General features: G+C 72.6%; 18 protein-coding genes and 1 pseudogene. 14 read left to right on the top strand and 5 right to left on the bottom strand.

The genetic code is table 11. The features are described from left to right. Positions 1–186: 186 nt before the first annotated feature. The gene (locus J2S43_RS07455; RefSeq protein WP_306827878.1) at positions 187–2784 is read left to right on the top strand and encodes a DUF4132 domain-containing protein; all 2598 of its coding nucleotides are present in this window, start codon (positions 187–189) and stop codon (positions 2782–2784) included. Between the two features lie 104 nt (positions 2785–2888). Here J2S43_RS07455 and J2S43_RS07460 read toward each other — a convergent pair whose 3' ends face one another. Both J2S43_RS07460 and J2S43_RS07465 read right to left on the bottom strand, forming a co-directional pair. Continuing rightward, positions 2889–3359 (bottom strand): diguanylate cyclase domain-containing protein, encoded by a 471-nt coding sequence (locus tag J2S43_RS07460; RefSeq protein WP_306827879.1) that lies wholly within the window; start codon positions 3357–3359, stop codon positions 2889–2891. Then, entirely contained in the window at positions 3356–4033 is a 678-nt protein-coding gene (locus J2S43_RS07465) for a TetR/AcrR family transcriptional regulator (protein ID WP_306827881.1), read from the bottom strand. The genes J2S43_RS07460 and J2S43_RS07465 overlap by 4 nt, the downstream gene beginning before the upstream one ends. Before the next feature lie 105 nt (positions 4034–4138). On the opposite strand from J2S43_RS07465, the gene J2S43_RS07470 reads away from it, so the two are divergent. The 3 genes and pseudogenes from J2S43_RS07470 to J2S43_RS42165 all read left to right on the top strand — a co-directional run. Then, positions 4139–4510, top strand: a complete 372-nt coding sequence (locus J2S43_RS07470) for a DoxX family protein (RefSeq protein WP_306827882.1) — start codon at positions 4139–4141, stop codon at positions 4508–4510. 57 nt (positions 4511–4567) lie between these two features. Continuing rightward, complete coding sequence (locus J2S43_RS07475) at positions 4568–5473, top strand: NADP-dependent oxidoreductase (RefSeq protein ID WP_306827883.1); 906 nt, start codon at positions 4568–4570, stop codon at positions 5471–5473. Positions 5474–5650: 177 nt separating this feature from the next. After that, a pseudogene (locus J2S43_RS42165) lies at positions 5651–6094 on the top strand (hypothetical protein); the annotation flags it as partial. Here J2S43_RS42165 and J2S43_RS07485 read toward each other — a convergent pair. Beyond that, a complete protein-coding gene (locus J2S43_RS07485; RefSeq protein WP_306827886.1) occupies positions 6088–6999 on the bottom strand; it encodes a LysR family transcriptional regulator in 912 nt (303 codons plus the stop codon). The pseudogene J2S43_RS42165 and the gene J2S43_RS07485 overlap by 7 nt on opposite strands. 122 nt (positions 7000–7121) lie before the next feature. Between J2S43_RS07485 and J2S43_RS07490 the strand changes: the two genes are divergently transcribed. The 10 genes from J2S43_RS07490 (at position 7122) to J2S43_RS07535 (ending at position 17109) form a co-directional block, all read left to right on the top strand. After that, the gene (locus J2S43_RS07490; RefSeq protein WP_306827887.1) at positions 7122–8087 is read left to right on the top strand and encodes a fumarylacetoacetate hydrolase family protein; all 966 of its coding nucleotides are present in this window, start codon (positions 7122–7124) and stop codon (positions 8085–8087) included. Beyond that, the gene (locus J2S43_RS07495; protein ID WP_306827888.1) at positions 8084–9040 is read left to right on the top strand and encodes a cyclase family protein; all 957 of its coding nucleotides are present in this window, start codon (positions 8084–8086) and stop codon (positions 9038–9040) included. Before J2S43_RS07490 ends, J2S43_RS07495 begins: the two co-directional genes overlap by 4 nt. An 11-nt stretch (positions 9041–9051) precedes the next feature. Continuing rightward, on the top strand, positions 9052–10185 hold the full coding sequence (locus J2S43_RS07500) for an FAD-dependent monooxygenase (protein ID WP_306827890.1): 1134 nt from the start codon (positions 9052–9054) through the stop codon (positions 10183–10185). After that, positions 10182–11219 (top strand): amidohydrolase family protein, encoded by a 1038-nt coding sequence (locus J2S43_RS07505; protein ID WP_306827891.1) that lies wholly within the window; start codon positions 10182–10184, stop codon positions 11217–11219. The genes J2S43_RS07500 and J2S43_RS07505 overlap by 4 nt, the downstream gene beginning before the upstream one ends. Further along, positions 11216–12154, top strand: a complete 939-nt coding sequence (locus J2S43_RS07510) for a VOC family protein (RefSeq protein ID WP_306827892.1) — start codon at positions 11216–11218, stop codon at positions 12152–12154. Before J2S43_RS07505 ends, J2S43_RS07510 begins: the two co-directional genes overlap by 4 nt. A gap of 9 nt (positions 12155–12163) precedes the next feature. Beyond that, a complete protein-coding gene (locus J2S43_RS07515; RefSeq protein WP_306827894.1) occupies positions 12164–13132 on the top strand; it encodes a fumarylacetoacetate hydrolase family protein in 969 nt (322 codons plus the stop codon). Between the two features lie 76 nt (positions 13133–13208). Next, positions 13209–14366 (top strand): 4-hydroxybenzoate 3-monooxygenase, encoded by a 1158-nt coding sequence (locus tag J2S43_RS07520; protein WP_306827896.1) that lies wholly within the window; start codon positions 13209–13211, stop codon positions 14364–14366. 70 nt (positions 14367–14436) lie between these two features. Further along, complete coding sequence (locus J2S43_RS07525) at positions 14437–15633, top strand: cytochrome P450 (protein WP_306827897.1); 1197 nt, start codon at positions 14437–14439, stop codon at positions 15631–15633. 43 nt (positions 15634–15676) lie between these two features. Beyond that, a complete protein-coding gene (locus J2S43_RS07530) occupies positions 15677–15862 on the top strand; it encodes a ferredoxin (RefSeq protein ID WP_306827899.1) in 186 nt (61 codons plus the stop codon). Beyond that, positions 15859–17109, top strand: coding sequence for an NAD(P)/FAD-dependent oxidoreductase (locus tag J2S43_RS07535; protein WP_306827900.1), 1251 nt, complete (start codon positions 15859–15861; stop codon positions 17107–17109). The genes J2S43_RS07530 and J2S43_RS07535 overlap by 4 nt, the downstream gene beginning before the upstream one ends. 9 nt (positions 17110–17118) lie before the next feature. On the opposite strand, the gene J2S43_RS07540 is transcribed toward J2S43_RS07535, so the two are convergent. Continuing rightward, complete coding sequence (locus tag J2S43_RS07540; RefSeq protein ID WP_306827902.1) at positions 17119–18300, bottom strand: hypothetical protein; 1182 nt, start codon at positions 18298–18300, stop codon at positions 17119–17121. After that, positions 18300–19292 (bottom strand): hydroxyacid dehydrogenase, encoded by a 993-nt coding sequence (locus tag J2S43_RS07545; protein WP_306827903.1) that lies wholly within the window; start codon positions 19290–19292, stop codon positions 18300–18302. The genes J2S43_RS07540 and J2S43_RS07545 overlap by 1 nt, the downstream gene beginning before the upstream one ends. Positions 19293–19403: the final 111 nt, after the last annotated feature.

The following is a 19403-nucleotide window of genomic DNA, read 5'->3' on the forward strand; positions in this document are numbered from 1 at the left end:
GCCGGCGCGATGTACCCCCGAGCGGACCCTTCATCGCGGTCCTCGCGCCGGAGCGACGCCACTGCCCGGTGAGCGGGACGCCGCAGGCCGGACCGACTCTCGGAACTCCTCGCGGACGGTGATGTCGGTGGTGCCCCCTAATCTACGCAACGAATCTTCAGTCGGTCTGTGCGAGGAGGACGCCTCATGGGCGAGGACATGATCACGCTGCCGGACGGCTGGACCGCGGTGCTGCCGCGCCGCATCGACGCCGCCACCCCGGTCTCGGGCATCGCCGCGCCGGACCCGGACGCCCCGGCGGCGCTCGCCGCGATCTACGCCGCCGAACCTGGCCTGCGCGCCGCCGCCATCGCCAGCCCGCACACCGCGCCCGAGATCGCCGCCGCCCACCCGGACAGCCCGCTGGGCGCCGCGGCCACCGCCTGGATTCACCACGAGGCCGAGGGCTGGGGCAGCGGCGGTGGCATCCACCGGGTCGTGGGCGACGCGTGGCTGGCCGAGCACGGGCTGATGTTCGCGGCGGAGGCGGCGGTCTGGCTGTTCGCCGTCCGCGACGCCGACCACTACGGCGCCACCGATCCGAAGGGCGTGACCTGGGGATATCATGCGCCCTACCGATACAACTGGGACGCGTCGCTGGCGGCGCTCTACCGGGTCCGGGAAGCGCTGGCCGCCGCACCCGCCGACGTGTACGCGCAGGTCGTCGACCGACTCCGTGTGATTTACCAGACTGAGGTCCACGACCTGCACCCTCGCCTCGCCTGCGCGTTCCTCGCCCCGGCCGAGACCGGTTGGACCGCCCGGCTCGTCGATGACTACCTCGGGCGGGAGTACCCGTGCAGGGTCTCCGGCGCGCTGCTGGCCGCCTGCGTGACCCCGGCCGACCTGGACCGCCTCACCGAGCCCACCGAGTCGGACGAGTCCTGGATCGACGTCTCCGTGCTGGCCAGCGACCCCGGCAGCCGTCTTCTGCCCACCATCGTGACGTACGGCGGCCCGGCCGTCACCCGTCTGCTGTGCGGCACCGACCGGCCCGAGTTCGTCACTCTGATGTCCGGCCTGCCCTACGACGAGACGTTCAAGGATCTGCGGAACCGGGCCGCCGACCGGGACAGCCGACCCGCGTTGCTGGCCGCCGCGGCACGTTTCCCGGCCCGTGCCGTCCGGCTGCTCGCCGAGGGCGCCGGCCGGAGGATCGTCAGCGACCTGCTGCGTTCCCATGTGGTCACTCACCCGCAGGTCGCGGCCCGGGTGTTGCCGTCGCTGACCGGCGAGCCCGCCAGCCGGGTCGCGGCGATCCTCGACGAGATCGCCGCCCGCGCCGACGCGAAGCCCGAGACGGTCCCGGCCCTTCCCGTGTTCGCCGGCCGGAAGAAGCCGGCCGTGCCCGAGTGGATGCTTGCGGGCGTGCTTCCGCCGCTGCTGCGCGACGGCGCGGGTGCGCTGCCCACCGCGCACGTGCCGGCGCTGCTCACCGCGTTCGCCCTCAGCCGCGTCACCGACCCGTGGGAGCACCTGCCCGAGGTGATCGCGGCATTCGACCCCGACGACCTCGCACGGTACGTCTGGGACGTCTTCTTCCAGTGGTACTTCCTCGGCGGCACGGCCAAGGAGAACTGGACGCTCGACGCGCTCGGCCTGGCCGGCAACGACGACACCGTTCGCCGCCTGACCCCGACGATCCTCGCCTGGCCTGGTGAGGCCGGGCATGCCCGCGCGGTCGCCGGGCTCGGCGTGCTGGCCGCGATCGGCAGCGAGGCCGCGCTGATGGCGCTCGATCGGATCGCGCAGCGGTCGTCGTTCAAGGGCCTCAAGAATGCGGCCCGGCAGCGGATGGCCGAGGTCGCGGCCGGCCTCGGCCTCGACGGCGACCAGCTCGCCGACCGCTTGGTGCCCGGCTTCGGCCTGGACGCGCACGGCCGCACCACGATCGACTACGGGCCGAGGGCGTTCACGGTCGGGTTCGACGAGAAGCTCACGCCGTACGTGACGGATGGGGCCGGAAACCGCCTCAAAGCACTGCCGAAGCCGGGGGCGAAGGACGATCCGGAGACGGCGCCGGCCGCGCACAAGCGTTTCACGGAGCTGAAGAAGGAGGTCCGAGGCGTCGCCGGCGACCTGGTCGCCCGCCTGGAACGCGACATGGTCTCCGGGCGCCGCATCACCGGCGCGGAGCTGAGGGCGCACTTCGTGGCCCACCCGCTCGTGCGGCACCTGGCCCGGCGCCTCGTCTGGGGCGTCTACGACGATGCCGGCGTGCTGACCGGGGCACTGCGGGTCGCGGAGGACGACACGCTCGCCGACGCCCACGACGAGCCGGTGACGCTCGCGGACGACGCCCGGGTCGGCGTGGCCCACCCGGTGCACCTCGGCGACCTGGCCGGTGTGTTCGGTGAGCTGTTCGCCGACTACGAGATCCTGCAGCCGTTTCCGCAGCTCGGACGCGAGATCTACCGGCTCACGGCGGAGGAGGCCGCCGGGCGGGAGCTGACCCGGCTGGTCGGCCGGCGGGCGCCGGACGGGCGGCTGATCGCGTTGGAGAGGCGCGGCTGGCTGCGCGGAAACCCGGAGGACGCCGGCATCATCAAGTCGATCGGCCGGGCGCTGCCGAGCGGCGGCGAGATCACGGTGGCGCTCAACCCGGGTATGGTGTTCCACGAATCGGGCACCCAGGAGTTCCTCCGGGTCTCCATGTGGGGCGATCCCGGCCGACTCGGCGCCGCCGACCCGATGCTGATGTCCGAGATCATCCGCGATCTCACGCTGGCCTCCGCGGAGGAGTAGCGGCGCGCGCTGATCGGTCACGGCTCAGGTGGTGACGAGGACCATCGCCATCGGGCCGGTGCGGGCCTTCTTCGCCTCGTACCTGGCCGCGTCGGCGCGGGCGATCAGCGCCTCCGCCGACATCGCGCTGGTGGGCGTCCAGGCGACGCCGATGCTGGCGGCGGGGCGCAGCACCTCGCCGCCGTTCTCCAGCGCGCGTCGTCGAGCGCGGCGACCAGATTCTCGGCGATCAGGCGGGCGCGGTCCGGCCCGGAGACGGGGGCGCAGACGACCACGAACTCGTCGCCGCCGAACCGGCCGACGACGTCGGTGTCCCGGACGGCCCGGCGCAGACGCTCGGCCACGAACGCGAGAAGCCGGTCGCCGGCGGCGTGGCCCAGGCGGTCGTTGACGTCCTTGAACGCGTTGAGGTCGATGAACATCACGGCGACTCGGGATCCGGCATGCCGGTGCAGCGACTCCCGCAGCGCCGCGAGCGTCGACGCGCGGTGGCGAGCACCGTGTCGCGCTCGTCCTCGGCCGTTCCCGTCTCGTGGGCCACGTCGTGCCCATCGGCGTGACGCGAGGAGATTCAAGGCTTCCGAGGGTACGTCTCCGGCTTCGGAGCGTGCAGGCGCAGGAGGGCACGGTACGTCTGTGCCGGTGTGGGCGGGTCGGGCAGCGGCGCCTCGACCTCGGCGGCGAAGGACTGGATGAGGTAGCCGATGAGACGTCGCCAGGTGTCCTGGGCGGCGTGGGTGGTCGCGGCGATGACGCCGGCGTTGGCCATCAGAATCATGACCATGTCCTGATGGACGAAGTCCTGGCGGAGCCGTCCGGTGGCCTTGGCACGGGTGATGAGCTCCTGAAACCCGGCGCCGGCCCGGTCTCGCTCGGCCTCGAAGGCCTTGGCGGCCGGGAAGACGACGGTGAGCACGTCGGTGAAGCCGCGGTCGTCGGCCTGCATGGCGCAGATGCGTTCGACGTACGTCCGGAAGCCGTGCCACGGGTCGGGGTCGGCGAGCGCGTCGTCGATGGCGTTCGCGTACGCCTTCATCTTGTCCGCGAACACGGCCGTGATCAGGTCGTCCTTGGTGGGGAAGCGGCGGAACATGGTGGCGACGCCCACGCCGGAGCGGCGGGCGACCTCGTTCATCGACGCGTCGAGTCCCTGCTCGGCGAAGACCTCGCGGGCCGCCTCGAGCAGCCGTGCCCGGTTGCGCTCCGCATCGACGCGCAGCGCCTTCTCGCAGTCCGTCTTCTTCGCCACCCGGCCAGCATAATCCAGTAAGTGGTGTAGCCACTCCACTTCATGCTACGGTCCGACGCGACAAGTGGTGCGGTTGCTCCATTTGCTGTCGGGAGGGCAGTGGTCGTGAACGTGTTCCTGTGGGTCCTGCAAGTCGTGCTGGCGGCGATGTTCGCCATGGCGGGCGTGATGAAGACGCTCCAGCCGAAGGAGAAGCTGGCCGGCAATCTGCCGTGGGTGCAGGACTTCTCCGCGGGCACCGTGCGGTTCATCGGCGCGGTGGAGTTCCTCGCCGCGCTCGGCCTGATCCTGCCGGCCGCGACCGGCATCGCGCCGATCCTCACGCCGCTCGCGGCCACCGGTCTCGTGATCGTGATGGCGCTGGCCATTGTCGTGCACGTGCGGCGAAAGGAGCCCGCCGCCATCGGTTTCAATGTGATTCTGCTGGTGGTGGCCGCAGTCGTCGCGTGGGGCCGGTTCGGGCCGTACGCGTTCTGACCCAGCCCGCACCGCTCCACACCGCTTGAGAACCCGTCACAGAAGGAAGTAACAGACATGCGCGTCGTCGCGTTCACCGAGTTCGGTGCCAGTCCCGCCATCCACGAGATCGACGTGCCCGCGCCCGGCGCGGGCGAGGTGCGCGTGCGCGTACACGCCGCTTCGATCAACGGTTTTGATCTCGCGGTGGCGAACGGCTACGTCCAGGGCATGATGGAGCACCGGTTCCCGGTCGTGCTCGGCAAGGACTTCGCCGGCGTCGTCGACGCGGTCGGCGAGGGCGCGGACGGCTATGCCGTGGGTGACCGCGTTTTCGGCACGGTCACCAAGCCCTACCTCGGCGACGGCTCGCTGGGCGAGTACGTCACCGTCCCGGTCGCGATCGGCGTGGCGAAGCTGCCCGAGGCCGTGTCGTTCACCGACGGCGGCGCGCTCGGCCTGGCCGGCTCCGCCGCCGTCGACGCGGTCACCGCAGCCGCGCCGCAGCCCGGCGAGCGGGTGCTCGTCTCCGGCGCCACCGGCGGCGTCGGCAACCTGGTGGTGCAGCTGGCCACGCGGGCAGGCGCCACCGTGATCGCCACCGCGCACACCGACGAGGAGAAGGCGCTGGTCACGTCGCTGGGTGCGGCCGAGACCGCGGACCACACCACCGATCTGGCCGCACAGGTCAAGGACGTCGACGTGGTCTTCCACCTGGCCGGCGACCCGGCCGCGCTGCTGGGCGTGCTGCGCTCCGGCGGCCGGTTCGTCTCCACGCTGGTGGGCTCGCCGGACCAGCTCCCGACCGAGGAGCACACCGTGCTCCCGGTCTTCGCGCAGCCGACCGAGGACAAGCTGAACCGGCTCGCCTCCGGCGAGACCCGCGTGGTCGTCGAGAAGGTCTACCCGTTCGAGGAGGCCACCGCGGCGATCGCGCACTTCGTCGCCGGCACCAAGGGCAAGATCGTCGTCTCGCTCATCTGACCTGTGTCTTCCCGCGGGGCACGGCGGACGTCGCGCCCCGCACACACATCCCGCAGCTGCCGGTCTGGGCGGCCATCGGCGGCACCCCACCCGGCGCGGCCCGCGCCGGGCGGGGTGCCGATGTGCTCGGCCTGATCGGCGGCACGCTCGGGCACGCCCGCCCCGCTCGTCGACCTCTACCGGGAGGCTGGCGCGGCCGCCGGGCATCCGTCGCAGGCGCTGACGGTCGGCATCACCAGTCACCTCTACGCCGGTGCCTCCCTGGAGGCGGCCCGCGAGGAGATCTGTCCGTACTGCCGGCAGTACCTGGCGCCGAAGACGCCCGCCGACTGTGGCTGGCACGTCGGTCGCGCGCAGATGGACGCGCCCACCATGCGGGGCGCGGCGCTGATGGCCGGCGGCCCGGAGCAGCTCACCGAGAAGATCCTGGACCGGCACGAGGTGCTCGGCGCGGACCGGTTCTTCGCCCAGGCCGACTTCGGCGGCCTGCCCCGCGAGCGGGTCGGGGAGTCCAGCACCCGGTTCGCGGCCGAGGTGGTGCCCGCGGTCCGGTCGGCCACGCGTCAGCCGGTCTGGCCGGCCGCGGCCCGCGCGATGGGCACGCTGTCCGCCCCCTACTGACCGATCCGGCGGCCGACCTCGGCCATCCGGTCGCGCAGCCACATGTGCTCGGGGTCGCGGTCGTACATCGGGTGCCACCACAGCGCCTCGACCAGCGGCACCGGCTCGAACGGGCAGTCCAGCACGCGCAGCCCGCCACCCGTGGAGAGGCGGCGGGCCAGGTGCTCCTGCATCAGCGCCACCCGGTTCGTGCCGGCCAGCACGAACGGCACCGCGAGGAAGCTCTGCACGACGATCCGCGCCTTCGGCTCCACGCCGAGCAGGCGTAGCTGGCGGGCGGCCGGGGTGAACGCGGTCGGCTCGTGGAAGGTCAGCACCCACGGCAGCGCGGCCAGGTCCGCCATGGTGAGCGTGTCACGGACGCCGGGGTGGTCGGCCGCGACGACGCACACCCAGCGGTCGGTGTAGAGGTCCAGGTGCGGCAGGTCGGTGAGGAACCCGTGCGGCAGCAGCAGGCCGTCCACGGTCCGCAACGTCTCCGCCGCCCGGTCGACCGCGCCGGTGGTGATGTGGTGCAGCCGCAACCGGATCCCGGGCGCCTCGTCACCGAGCACCGCCGCGAGTTCGGCACCCGCGACGGCCAGCCCGTAGTCCGAGGTCAGGATCGTGAACTCGCGGTCGGCGACGGCCGGGTCGAAGTCCGGCTGCCGGGCGAACACCCGCTCCACGCCGGCCAGCGCCACCGCGGTCAGCTCCTTGAGGTGGATCGCCAGCGGCGTGAGCTCGTAGGTGTTGCCGACGCGCGTGAGCAGGTCGTCGCCGAAGTGCCGGCGCAGCCGGGACAGCGACGCGCTGAGCGCGGGCTGGCTGAGTGCCAGCCGGGTCGCGGCCCGGGTCACGCTGCGCTCGCGCAGCAGCGCGTCCAGCGAGATCAGCAGGTTGAGGTCCAGGCTGGCCAGGTTCACGGCGAATCCCCCTCATTAACGGCGCTGATACACGTCATAAACATGTTCGTCTTCCCTGATAGCCGCCAACTGACCGACAGTGAACCGCATCACGTCCGCGATGTCGGAAGGGACACCACCTCGTGTCGGAAATTCTCGGATCCCTCGCCCTCGGCACCTTCGCCTCGGGGTCGCGGGCGTTCGCCGGGCTGGTCCGCGGCGACCGGGTCCTCGAGTTGGACGCGCACGCGGCCGCGCTGGGCCTGACCGCGCCGATCACCACCCGCGACCTGCTCGCCGACTGGGACAGGGTGCTGCCGCTGCTGGAAGCGCTCGACGGTCCCACGATCGGGCTCAGCGACCTGCGGGTGCTGCCGCCGGTGCGGCCCCGGCAGATTCTGCAGAGCGGCGCGAACTACCGCACCCACGTCATCGACCTCGCGGTCGCGCACCGCGGGCCGGACGACTCCGAGGAACAGGTCCGGGCCGCGACCGCCGCGATGATGGACGCGCGGATCGCCAACGGTACGCCGTACCTGTTCATCGGCCTGCCGTCCGCGATCGCCGGGCCGCACGACGACCTGGTGCTCCCGGGCTACAGCGACCGGCACGACTGGGAGCTGGAGCTGGCCGCGGTGATCGGCGCGCCGGCCTACCGCGTCGACCGCGACCGGGCGCTGCGGCACGTGGCCGCGTACACGATCGTCAACGACATCACCACCCGCGACCTGGTCTTCCGCCGGGACATGCCGGAGATCGGCACGGACTGGTACCGGTCCAAGAACGCGCCCGGATTCCTGCCGCTCGGCCCCTGGCTCGTCCCGGCGGCCCACGTGCCCGACCCGATGAACCTACGGGTCACGCTCACGCTCAACGGCGACGTCATGCAGGACGAGAGCACCAAGGACATGATCTTCGACGTGGCGGCCGTGGTCGCCGCCGCCTCGCAGATCACCCCGCTGCACCCGGGCGACCTGGTGCTGACCGGCAGCCCGGCCGGCAACGGCATGCACCACGGCCGGCTGCTGCGTGACGGCGACGTGATGACCGGCGCCATCACCGGCCTCGGCACCCAGCGGGTGCGGTGCGTGGCGGAGTCGGCGGCATGACCGACCCCGCCGACGCCATCCGGGCCGCGGCCGCCCGGTACTCGAACTGGGGCCGGTGGGGCGACGACGACGTCCACGGCACGCTCAACTTCCTCACCCCGCGGCATCGGATCAACGGCGCCGCGCTGGTACGCCGGGGCGTCGCCTTCTCCCTCGCCCAGCGCTTCGACATGGACGGCCCGCAGCGGGGCTGGCGCCGCCGCACGAACCCGGTGCACACGATGCTGGACACCGGCGTCGACGCCGAGCGTGGTAACCAGGGCTTCCCGCACGGCTTCGGTGGCGCGGACGACGTGGTCGCGATGCCGCTGCAGTGCTCCACCCAGTGGGACGGGCTCGGCCACATCTTCGACCACGGCAAGGCCTGGAACGGCCGCGCCGCCGGCGACGTGGTGACCAGCGAGGGGGACCGGGTCACCGGCATCGAGACCGCCGCGGGCCTGATCGCCGGCCGGGGCGTGCTGCTGGACGCCGGCCGCGCGCTCGGCGACGACGGGGAACTCCCGGACGGCTTCGCGATCACCACCGCCCACCTGGAGCAGACGATCGCGGCCCAGGGGGCCACGTCGGCGGTCGGCACCGGGGACATCGTGCTGGTCCGCACCGGGCAGCTCGCCCGTACCCGGCGGGAGGGGTGGGGCTCCTACGCCGGCGGTCCCGCGCCCGGCCTGTCGTTCGGCACCGCGGGCTGGCTGCACGACACGGAGATCGCCGCGATCGCCACCGACACGTGGGGCTTCGAGGTCCGCCCGAACGAGTTCGACGACGCGTTCCAGCCGCTGCACCAGGTCGTGATCCCGCACCTCGGGCTGTACATCGGCGAGATGTGGGACCTGGACGCGCTGGCCGAGGACTGCGCGGCGGACGGCGTGCACGAGTTCTGGCTGACCGCGGGCCCGATTCCCGTCACCGGCGCGGTCGGCGCTCCGGTCAATCCGATCGCCGTCAAGTGAGGTAGGCAGCCATGCCCGCAGTCTCCACCGTGCTCGTCGTCGGTGGCGGTGCCGCCGGCGCCGCCACGGCCATCCTGCTCGCCGACGCCGGGATCGACGTCGAGATCGCCGAGATCAAACCGGACGTCACCGCGCTCGGCTCCGGCATCACGCTGCAGGGCAACGCGCTGCGCGTGCTGCGGCAGCTCGGCGTCTGGGGCCAGGTCCAGGCGCTCGGCTACGGCTTCGACACGCTCGGCCTGCGCGCCCCCGACCCGCACGGCACCCTGCTGATGGAGATGCCGGACGCCCGCACCGGCGGGCCGGACCTGCCCGCCACGCTCGGCATGTACCGGCCCGACCTGGCTCGCATCCTCCTCGACCGGGCCGCGTCGGCCGGCGCGAGGATCCGGTTCGGCGCCACGCTCACCGACCTGCGGCAGGACGCCGACCAGGTGCGGGTCACCTTCGCCGGCGGTGCCGAGAGCCGGTACGACCTGGTCGTCGGCGCGGACGGCGTGCGCTCGTGGACCCGCGGCGCGCTCGGCATCGACCTGGAGACCCGGGCGACCGGCATGGGCATCTGGCGCGCGTTCGCCACCCGGCCGGCGTCCGTGACCCGCACCGACCTGTACTACGGCGGTCCCGCCTACATCGCCGGCTACTGCCCGACCGGGGAGGCCACGCTCTACGCCTACCTCGTCGAGGACGCCCGGGACCGCGGCGCGCTCACCCCGGAGCAGCGGCTGGCCACGATGCGCGCGCTGTCCGAGGCCTACCACGGCCCGTGGGACGACATCCGCCCCCACCTCACCGACGCCTCCCGGATCAACTACACCTGGTTCGAGACGCACCTGCTGGACGCGCCGTGGCACCGCGGCCGGGTCGTGCTGATCGGTGACGCCGTCCACGCCTGCCCGCCGACGCTCGCCCAGGGTGCCGCGCTCGCGCTGGAGGACGCGGCCGTGCTCGCCGAGTTGCTGCTCTCTCATGCCACGGTCACCGACGCGCTGCTGACCGAGTTCACCGACCGCCGGCACGCCCGCGCGAAGACCGTCGTCCACGCCTCCGTCCAGCTCGGACAATGGCTGCTCGACCGCGACCGGGACGCGGACGTGCCGGGGCTGATGGGCCGGGTCGCCGCGCTGGTCGGGGCGCCCGCGTGAGCACGGTCGTGGACGTGCACGCGCACCTGATCGTCGGCGAGGTCGAGCGCGCGGTCGCCGGCGCGCCCGGCCTGGCCGCGCACCGGGCGCTCGACGCGCGTCGCAACGGCGCCGAGTCCGGCGCGGTCTCCGGCCGGATGGTCGCGGAGCGGTTCGCCCGCCTCACCGACCTCGACACCCGGCTCACCGACATGGACGCGGCCGGGATCGGCGTCCAGCTCGTGTCGCCGTCACCGTCGCAGTACCACTACTGGGCGGACGAGCGGCTGGCCGAAACCGTCTGGCGGACGGCGAACGAGGGCACGGCGACGTTCTGCGCCAAGGCTCCGGACCGGCTGCGCGGCCTCGGCCTGGTGCCGCTGCAGTTCCCCGGCCTCGCCGTCGCCGCGCTCGACCACGCGGTCCGCGACTGCGGGCTGGCCGGCGTGGAGATCTCCTCGCACGCGCCCGGGCCCGGCGGCGCGGGCACGGTCGAGCTGTCCGACCCGGCACTGGAGCCGTTCTGGTCCCGGGCCGAGGAGCTGGGCACGATCGTGTTCGTGCACCCGTTCGGCTGCACGCTCGACGAACGCCTCGACCGGTGGTACCTGTCCAACATCGTCGGGCAGCCGGTGGAGAACGCGGTGGCGCTGTCGCACCTGATCTTCTCCGGCGTCCTCGACCGGCACCCCGGCCTGCGGCTGGTCGTCGCGCACGGGGGCGGCTATCTGCCCACGTTCCTCGGGCGCGCCGACCACGGGTGGGCCGTCCGCCCGGACGCCCGGCAGTGCGCTTCGAAGCCCAGCGACTACCTGCGCCGGCTCTGGTTCGACTCGCTGGTGCACACCCCGCAGGCGTTGCACGCGCTGGTCGAGGCGGCGGGCGCGGACCGGGTGCTGCTCGGCTCCGACTACCCGTTCGACATGGGCGTCGAGGATCCCGTCGCCCGGCTCGACGAGGCCGGGCTGCCGGCCGACCACCGCGACGCCATCGCCTTCGGCAATGCCGCCCGGCTCGGGCTGACCTCCGCACCCACCGAGGAGCAACGATCATGACCGACCGTCTCATCACCCACCTGCGGCACGTCGACCTGGCAGTGCCCGACTACGACCGGCAGCTCGACTTCTACACCACCATGTGGGGCCTGGCCCCGCAGGTGACCGACAGCGGCGTCGCGTTCCTGGCCGCGGAGGGCTCGCCCGAGCAGTACGTGGTGCGCATCCGCAAGGCCGAGGAGAAGCGCCTGGACCTGGTCGCGTTCGGCGCGGCCGACCGGGCGTCCGTGGACGAGCTGGCGCTGCGTCTCGGCCGGGACGGCGTCACGCTGATCACCGAGCCGGGCGCGATGGACACCCCCGGCGGCGGGTACGGCTTCCGGTTCTTCGACGTGGACGGCCGTACCGTCGAGGTCTCCGCCGAGGTCGAGGCCCGGCAGCACCGCAAGGTGGAGGAGAAGGAGTCGATCCCGGTCCGCCTGTCGCACGTGGTGCTGAACACCCGTACCCCGGAGGCGACCGTCGCCTTCTACGAGAAGCACCTGCGGTTCGCGCTCTCCGACACGCTCACCCACCCGCACATGGGCGACGTCATGTTCTTCATGCGCTGCAACGACTGGCACCACAGCGTCGCGATCGCCCGCGGCCCGCACACCGCGCTGCACCACGCCTCGTTCGAGATGCGCGGCATCGACGAGTACATGCGCGGCAGCGGCCGGCTGCTGCGCGCGGGCGTCGAGAAGGTCTGGGGGCCGGGGCGGCACATGGCCGGCAACAACACCTTCACCTACTTCCTCGACCCGCACGGCAACACCATCGAGTACACGACCGAGCTGGAGCGCCTGGACGAGGACACCTGGCACCCGCACCTGTACGACTTCTCCGACCCGACGGTCAGCGATCAGTGGGGGACCGCGAACCCGATGAACGAGCTGGTCGCCAAGCAGTCCTTCAACGACGTCGACCGGGGCGTGTTCGTCGCGCCCCCGATGTGAGGCGCCGGCATGCGACTGGCGACCTATGAGCATCGCGGCGAGCGGCGCGCGGGCGTGATCGGGACCGGCCGGCTGTACCCGCTGCCGCGTGACGTCAGCGTGCTGGACCTGACCCGGCTCGGGCTGCCGGGCGCGCTGAGGCTCGGCCGCGCGGCGCTGGCCGGCGCACCCGGCCCGGCGCTCGCGGACGTGCGGCTGCTGCCGCCGCTGGAGCCGCCGACCGTGCGGGACTTCGTCGCGTTCGAGGAGCACGTCGAGGGCGTGGTGCGCAGCGTCTCCGGCGACGCGGCCGTGGCCCCGGAGTGGTACGAGGCGCCGACGTTCTACTTCACCAACCCGTACGCGATGATCGGCACCGGGGATTCGATGCCGGTGCCGCCCGGCTGTACCGAGCTGGACTTCGAGCTGGAGGTGGCGGCCGTCATCGGCCGGGCCGGCACGAACCTCACGCCGGAGCAGGCGCACGAGGCGATCTTCGGCTACACGATCCTGAACGACTGGTCCGCCCGCGACCTGCAACGCCGCGAGATGAAGGTCAACCTGGGGCCGGCCAAGGGCAAGGACTTCGCGTCCACGCTCGGGCCGTGGCTGGTCACCGCGGACGAGTTCGCCGGCCGGCACGACGCGGACGGTTTCCTGCCGCTCGGCATGACGGTCGCGGTCAACGGTGTGGAGATCGGCCGGGATCTGCTGTCCAACATGGGCTGGCCGTTCGCGGAGCTGGTCGCCTATGCCTCGCGGGGCACCTGGGTCCGGCCCGGCGACGTGCTCGGCTCCGGTACCTGCGGCAACGGCGGCTGCCTCGGCGAGCTGTGGGGCCGTCGCGGACGGCTGGACCCGCCCCCGCTGAAGCCGGGCGACGCGGTGACGATGACCGTCGAGGGCATCGGCATGATCGTCAACACCGTGGTCGCGGGCGTGGACGCGAAGCCGGTCGCGCCCGCCCGGCCGCGCCCGAGGGACCGCCCGGACCGGTGAGCATCGCCGTGCGTGGCGCGGCGCGTACGGCGTGCCGCCCGCGGCAGCCGCTCAGGACGAACTACCAGGAGGCGTCATGCGTACCGAAGTCGCCATCATCGGCGCCGGCCCGGCCGGAATGCTGCTCGGCCACCTGCTCGCCCGTGCGGGCGTCGACGCCACGATCATCGAGACCCGGTCCGAGGAGTACGTGGCCTCGCGGATCCGGGCCGGCATCCTTGAGCACTCGACCGTGCGGCTGCTCGACGAGGCCGGGCTCGGCAAGCGGCTGCGTGCCGAAGGTCAGGAGCACCGGGGGATCCACCTTCAGTGGCCCGAGGAGCGGCATCACCTCGACTTCGTGGACCTCATCGGCCGCAGCGTGTGGGTCTACGGCCAGACCGAGCTGCAGAAGGACCTGATCGCGGCCGGTCATCCGGTGACCTACGAGGTCACCGGCACGGCGCTGCACGACCTGACGACCGGCCGCCCGTACGTGACGTTCACCGACGCCGGCGGTACGGCCCGGCGGCTGGACGCCGATGTGGTCGTGGGCTGCGACGGCTCGTTCGGCCCGAGCCGCGAGGCCGTGCCGGTGGCGGCCCGGCGGACGTGGCAGAAGACCTACCCGTACTCCTGGCTCGGCGTACTGGCCGATGTGGCCCCGTCGACGGACGAGCTGATCTACGCGTACCACCCGCACGGTTTCGCCCTGCACTCCATGCGATCGGCGCGGGTCAGCCGCTTCTATCTGCAGGTGCCGGCCGGAACGGAACTCGCCGACTGGCCCGATCAGCGGATCTGGGACGAGCTGGCGCTGCGGCTCGGCCACGGCCAGGACGGCTGGAAGCTCATCAGTGGACCGATCACCAGCCGGAGCGTGCTGCCGATGCGCAGCTTCGTGCAGACGCCGATGCGGCACGGCCGGCTGTTCCTGGCCGGGGACACCGCTCACATCGTGCCGCCGACCGGTGCGAAGGGCCTGAATCTGGCACTGGCGGACGTCGCGCTGCTGGCGCCCGCGCTGGTGGCGCTGCTGCGCGAGCACAACCCCACCCTGGCCGACGGGTACGCGGAGGCGGCCCTGCGCCGGGTCTGGCGCAGCACCCACTTCTCCTGGTGGATGACGACCATGCTGCACACCGGCGACGACCCGTTCGACGAGCGCCTGAAACTCGCCCAGCTCCAGTGGGTCACTTCCAGCACGGCCGGCGCGACCGGTCTCGCCGAGAACTATGCCGGCCCGCCGTCCTGATTTCACTCTTCTTAGTGATAGCGCACTATCGCTTTACTGATAGTGTCCTATTGGTTCTGAGGAGGACTCGATGCCCAAACTGGAAGTCTCGGATCTGATCGCCCGTCCCGCCCGCTGCCCCTTCGACCCCTCGTCCGCGGTCGTGGCGCTGCTGGACGAGGACGAGTTCGGCCGGGTCGACCTGCCCCTTCAACCGGGCGCGCACGTGGTGACCCGCTACGAGGACGTCCGTGCGGTGCTGTCGGACACCCGGCTCAGCAGCGCCCCGGGTGGCCTGCGGCGCAAGCCGGGGGAGCTGGCCGATGAGCTGAACCAGCTCCGGCTGCCGATGCTGTCCGACGACGACCCCGAGCACGCGACGCTGCGGCGCGCGGTCGCCCGCGAGTTCAGCATCAAGCGGGTGGCCGCCATGCGGCCGATGATCGAGCGCGTCGTCGAGGAGGCCCTTGACGACCTCGAGGCTGCGGGCCCCGGCGCCGACTTCATCGCGCACGTCGCGCTGCCGATCCCGTCCCTGGTCATCTCCGAGCTGCTCGGCGTGCCCTACGCGGATCGCAAGACGTTCCAGGAGCGGTCCCGGATCCTGCTGGACCTGACCGTGTCCCAGGAGGCGCGCGGCGCCGCGATGGCCGAGATGTTCCAGTACCTCGGCGGGCTCGTGCACGGCCGCCGCGCGCAGCCGGACGCGGACGACATCCTCAGCCGGACGCTGCGCGACCACGGCGACACGTTCACCGACGCGGAGGTGACCGGGCTCGGCGTGCTCCTGCTGATCGCCGGCCATGAGACCACGGCGAACACGATGGGCCTGGGCACCGTGCTGCTGCTCCAGCACCCGGAGGACCTGGCGGCTGTCCGGGACGACCCGGCCGTGACCGACCGGGCGGTCGAGGAGCTGCTGCGCTACGCCGCCGTGGTCCAGATGCCGTTCACCCGGCACGCCCTGGAGGACGTGGAGATCAACGGTCACCACATCGCGAAGGGCGACGACGTGACCTGCTCGCTGACCACGGCGAACCGGGACCCCCGCCTGCTGCCGGACGGCGACGCCTTCGACATCCACCGTGACCAGCCCGCGCACGTCACCTTCGGCTACGGCATCCACCAGTGCCTGGGGCAGCAGCTGGCCCGGATGGAGCTGCGGGTCGTCTATCCCGCGCTGCTGCGCCGCTTCCCCGGCCTCACGATCGCCGCGCCGGTCGAGGAGCTTCCGTTCACCACCGCGACGCAGACCTACGGCCTCACCGCGCTCCCGGTCACCTGGTGACCCCGTCACCGGCCGACCACCCCGAAGCCGAAGGAGTACGAGAATGACGATCCACATCGACCGTGAGCGGTGCGTCGCCGCGGGCACCTGTGTGATGACCGCCCCGGCCGTCTTCGACCAGGACGACGACGGCATCGTGGAACTGCTCCAGGCGGAGCCGGCCGACGACGCGGGCGTCGCCGACGCGGTGGCCCGCTGTCCGGCCGCCGCCATCGAGGTGACGGTGTGACCTCCGGCGGGCCGGCGCCCGACGGGGTGGTGATCGTGGGCGCCGGCGCCGCCGGTCTCAGCGTCGCGGAGGGACTGCGGCATGCGGGCTTCGCCGGCCGTCTGCGGATGTACGGCGCCGAGGACCACCCTCCCTACGACCGGCCGCCGTTGTCCAAACAGGTGCTCATCGGAACCTGGCAGGACCGGCAGACCCGGCTGCGAGACGACCGGCAGCTGGCCGACCTCGAGGTGGAGCTGCACCTCGGCCGGCGGGCGGCCGGCCTGGACACGGCACGGCGGCGCGTGCGCCTGGCCGACGGCACCGGCGTCCGCTACGACCACCTGGTGATCGCCACCGGGCTCACCCCCCGGACACTGCCGGGCCAGGCCTCGCTCGCCGGGGTCCACGTCCTGCACACGCTGGAGGACAGCGCGGCGCTGAGGGACGGTCTGGCCCGGGCACACCGAGTCGTCATCGTCGGCGCCGGTGTGCTCGGCTGCGAGATCGCCGCCAGCGCCCGGACCCTCGGGGCGGAGGTCACACTGGTCGACCCGGCCCCGGTGCCGATGCTGCGCCAGCTGGGCCCGGCCATCGGCGGTCTGCTGGCCGAGATACATCGCGAACGCGGCGTCCGGCTCCGGCTGTCGACCGGCGTGGACGGACTGATCGATCTTCAGGGCGGTGTCGCCGGTGTGCGGCTCGCCGGCGGGGAGGTGCTGCCCGCCGACCTCGTGGCCGTCACGATCGGCGGGCGGCCGGCGACCGGCTGGCTCGAGGGCAGCGCGCTGACGCTCGGCGACGGTGTGGTCTGCGACGACCGTGGCCGGGCCGCGGACCGAGTCTGGGCCGTGGGCGACATCGCCCGTTTCCCCGACCCCCGCACCGGCGCGCTGATCCGGCTGGAGAACCGCACCAACGCGACCGAACAAGGCATCACGGTCGCGGCGAACATTCTCGGCGCGGACCGTCCCTATCAGCCGCTGCCCTACTTCTGGTCGGATCAGTATGATCGAAGAATCCAGTGCCACGGCACGCCGGCGGTGGACGTCGGCGTGGTGGACGGCGGCGTGGTGGACGGCGGCGTGGTGGACGGCGCGATCACCGACCGGCGTTTCGTCGCGGTCTACAGCGACGGCGAGACCCTGACCGGCGTCGTGGGTTTCAACCGTCCCAAGCAGACCCGGCTGTGGCGCCAGCACGTGCTGGACAGGACGCCGAAGGCCGCGCTGCCGACTCCGCCGCAGAGCCTGTCCGCCGCCCTCTGAGACGGTGGCTCACGACGCCTTCGACCAGACCGCCAGCGTCTCGGTGAGCGGGCCGTCCGGGACGAAGTGCCCGAAGGTGTCGTTGGCGAAGAACGAGACGCCGTCGACCAGCGCGGCGTGCTCCGCGAGCACCTCGCGCTGGTAGAGATAGGTGCGGCGGTCGTCGAGGTAGGTGCGGTACCAGTACCAGGGGTCGACGAAGTCCAGGCCGAGCAGCACGCGGGGGCCGTCGAGCGCGGCCTTGCTGCGCAGGTTCGGCACGATCTCGGTGCGCTCGACCAGGACCGCGAACGTGGAGACCAGCACCGCGTCCAGCGTCCGGTAGGCGGTGTCGGGCATGCCCCAGGCGGTGCGCTCGATCTCGGCCCGCCAGTAGGTGTCCATCCAGTACACCCGCCGGTCGCCCATGGCCGCGCGCATCCGCGCGAAGAACCGATCGATCCCGGCGGTACGGTCCGCGGTGACCGGCGGGGCGTGACGCGGGTCCCAGAACCCGAGCAGGCCGAACTGGTTGCCGAGCAGCACGCCGTCCAGCCCGAGGTCCGCGGTGTAGGCACCGGCCTGCGCGGCGACGAAGTCCCCGGCGGGCAGCCCTTCGGGAACACCACGGGGGTACGCCGCGTACGGCCGGGTGTCGGCCGCGAGCGGGAGCGTCACGTCGATGATCCCCGGCACGACGTGCCCGCCCGCGTCCGCACCACCGGCGGCCGCCTCCGGGTGCAGGCGGGTCTTCCACTCGCTGCGGCAGAACTCCGGGCCGGGCTCCAGGTACTCCAGCAGCGTCAGGTCGATGGCGCGGCGGGCCGCACCGTCCCGGAACGCCCGGTAGCAGCCGGCCAGCGTCGCGTAGTCCATCGGCTGCTCGGAGAGGATCATCGCGGGCCCGGCCGAGTACGGGTTGTACGAGCGCTCCCCGCCGTCCCGGACCCGGCGCAGCCAGTCGAGGTTGTGCGCGCGGGGCGGCACGCCGTCGGCGAAGCAGTTGTAGCGCGCCCAGTCGAAGCGCGCCCCCCGGTCCCCGGCCCAGCAGAGGATGTGGTCTCCGTTGGAGGTGGCGAAGACGATCGTGACCGGGCGGTCGCGCAGCCAGTCCGCGTGGTGGTCGAGGAACGCCTCGACCGCGGGCGCCGGGTCGGTCAGGTCGTCGAAGATCTTGGGGGTGACCCAGAGACACACCTCGCGGCCGGGCATCAGGCGGCCCGGTCCAGCTCGTGCCGCTGGATGCCGTGGCGTGGCGCGACGCCGGCGACCAGCCGCTCCAGCTCGTCCGCGACGGAGGCGCCGAGCCGGGCCAGCTCGTTGCCGTGCGAGCCGGCCACGTGCGGGGTGAGGTACGCGTTGGGCAGGTCGAACAGCGGCGACCCGGCCGGCAGCGGTTCGGGCTCGGTGACGTCCAGGACCGCGGCGATGCGCCCGGTGGCCAGCTCCGCGGTGAGCGCGTCCGTGTCGACCAGCGCGCCGCGCGCGGTGTTGATCAGCACGGCGCCGTCCCGCATCGCCCGTAGCTGGTCGCGGCCGATCATCCGGAACGTCTCCGCGTTCGCCGGCGCGTGCAGGCTGACCACGTCGCTGTGGGTCAGCAGCTCGGGGAGGGTGACCGAGGCGGTGCCGGGAACCTGGGTGTACGGGTCGTAGAGCAGGACCTCCACGTCGTGCGGGCGCAGCAGGTCGATCACCTGACGGCCGATCCGCGACGCGCCGACGATGCCGACCACCCGGCCGTAGTTGCCGATGCCGGGGAGGATCTCGGCGATCGTGAACCGCCGGGACTCCCGGTACTGCTCGCGCAGCGTGAGCACGCCCTTGCCGGCCAGCAGGATGAACGCCAGCGCGAACTCCGCGACCGGCACCGCGTTCGCCTCCGCCGCGGAGCTGACCACGACACCGCGCGCCCAGGCCTCCTCGGTGACGTGGTGCTTGACGCTGCCGGCCGCGTGCAGCACGGCCCGCAGGCGCGGCGCCGCGTCGAGGAGCGGCTCGTCGACGGGCGGGCTGCCCCAGCCGGTGATGAGGAAGTCGAGGTCCGCCAGCCGGCCGGCGATCCGCGGGTCGTCGAAGCGCTCGACGATCAGGTCCGGGTCGACGTCGACCAGCTCGCGGATGCGGCGCAGCAGGGCGGGCGGGAAGAGTGCGGGGAAGTGCGCGGGGTCCATGGCGAACAGCGCGGTGGGGCGGTGGGTCACGGGTGTCCTCACTTTCGTCCATCACCGTAGTAACCGGTTGCTACCCTAAGTCGAGTGCGGCCGGAAACGCAATGAGTGGCGTTTAGCTGGGAGTTCGAAGGTTAAGGGAAG

This window comes from Catenuloplanes nepalensis, assembly GCF_030811575.1.
Taxonomy (GTDB): domain Bacteria; phylum Actinomycetota; class Actinomycetes; order Mycobacteriales; family Micromonosporaceae; genus Catenuloplanes; species Catenuloplanes nepalensis.

Bases quoted from the DNA above. Each gene is read 5' to 3' on its own strand.
- J2S43_RS07515 (WP_306827894.1), top strand. From the start codon at position 12,164: ATGCGACTGGCGACCTATGAGCATCGCGGCGAGCGGCGCGCGGGCGTG.
- J2S43_RS07520 (WP_306827896.1), top strand. From the start codon at position 13,209: ATGCGTACCGAAGTCGCCATCATCGGCGCCGGCCCGGCCGGAATGCTG.
- J2S43_RS07500 (WP_306827890.1), top strand. From the start codon at position 9,052: ATGCCCGCAGTCTCCACCGTGCTCGTCGTCGGTGGCGGTGCCGCCGGC.
- J2S43_RS07525 (WP_306827897.1), top strand. From the start codon at position 14,437: ATGCCCAAACTGGAAGTCTCGGATCTGATCGCCCGTCCCGCCCGCTGC.
- J2S43_RS07455 (WP_306827878.1), top strand. From the start codon at position 187: ATGGGCGAGGACATGATCACGCTGCCGGACGGCTGGACCGCGGTGCTG.
- J2S43_RS07530 (WP_306827899.1), top strand. From the start codon at position 15,677: ATGACGATCCACATCGACCGTGAGCGGTGCGTCGCCGCGGGCACCTGT.
- J2S43_RS07510 (WP_306827892.1), top strand. From the start codon at position 11,216: ATGACCGACCGTCTCATCACCCACCTGCGGCACGTCGACCTGGCAGTG.
- J2S43_RS07495 (WP_306827888.1), top strand. From the start codon at position 8,084: ATGACCGACCCCGCCGACGCCATCCGGGCCGCGGCCGCCCGGTACTCG.
- J2S43_RS07475 (WP_306827883.1), top strand. From the start codon at position 4,568: ATGCGCGTCGTCGCGTTCACCGAGTTCGGTGCCAGTCCCGCCATCCAC.
- J2S43_RS07540 (WP_306827902.1), bottom strand. From the start codon at position 18,300: ATGCCCGGCCGCGAGGTGTGTCTCTGGGTCACCCCCAAGATCTTCGAC.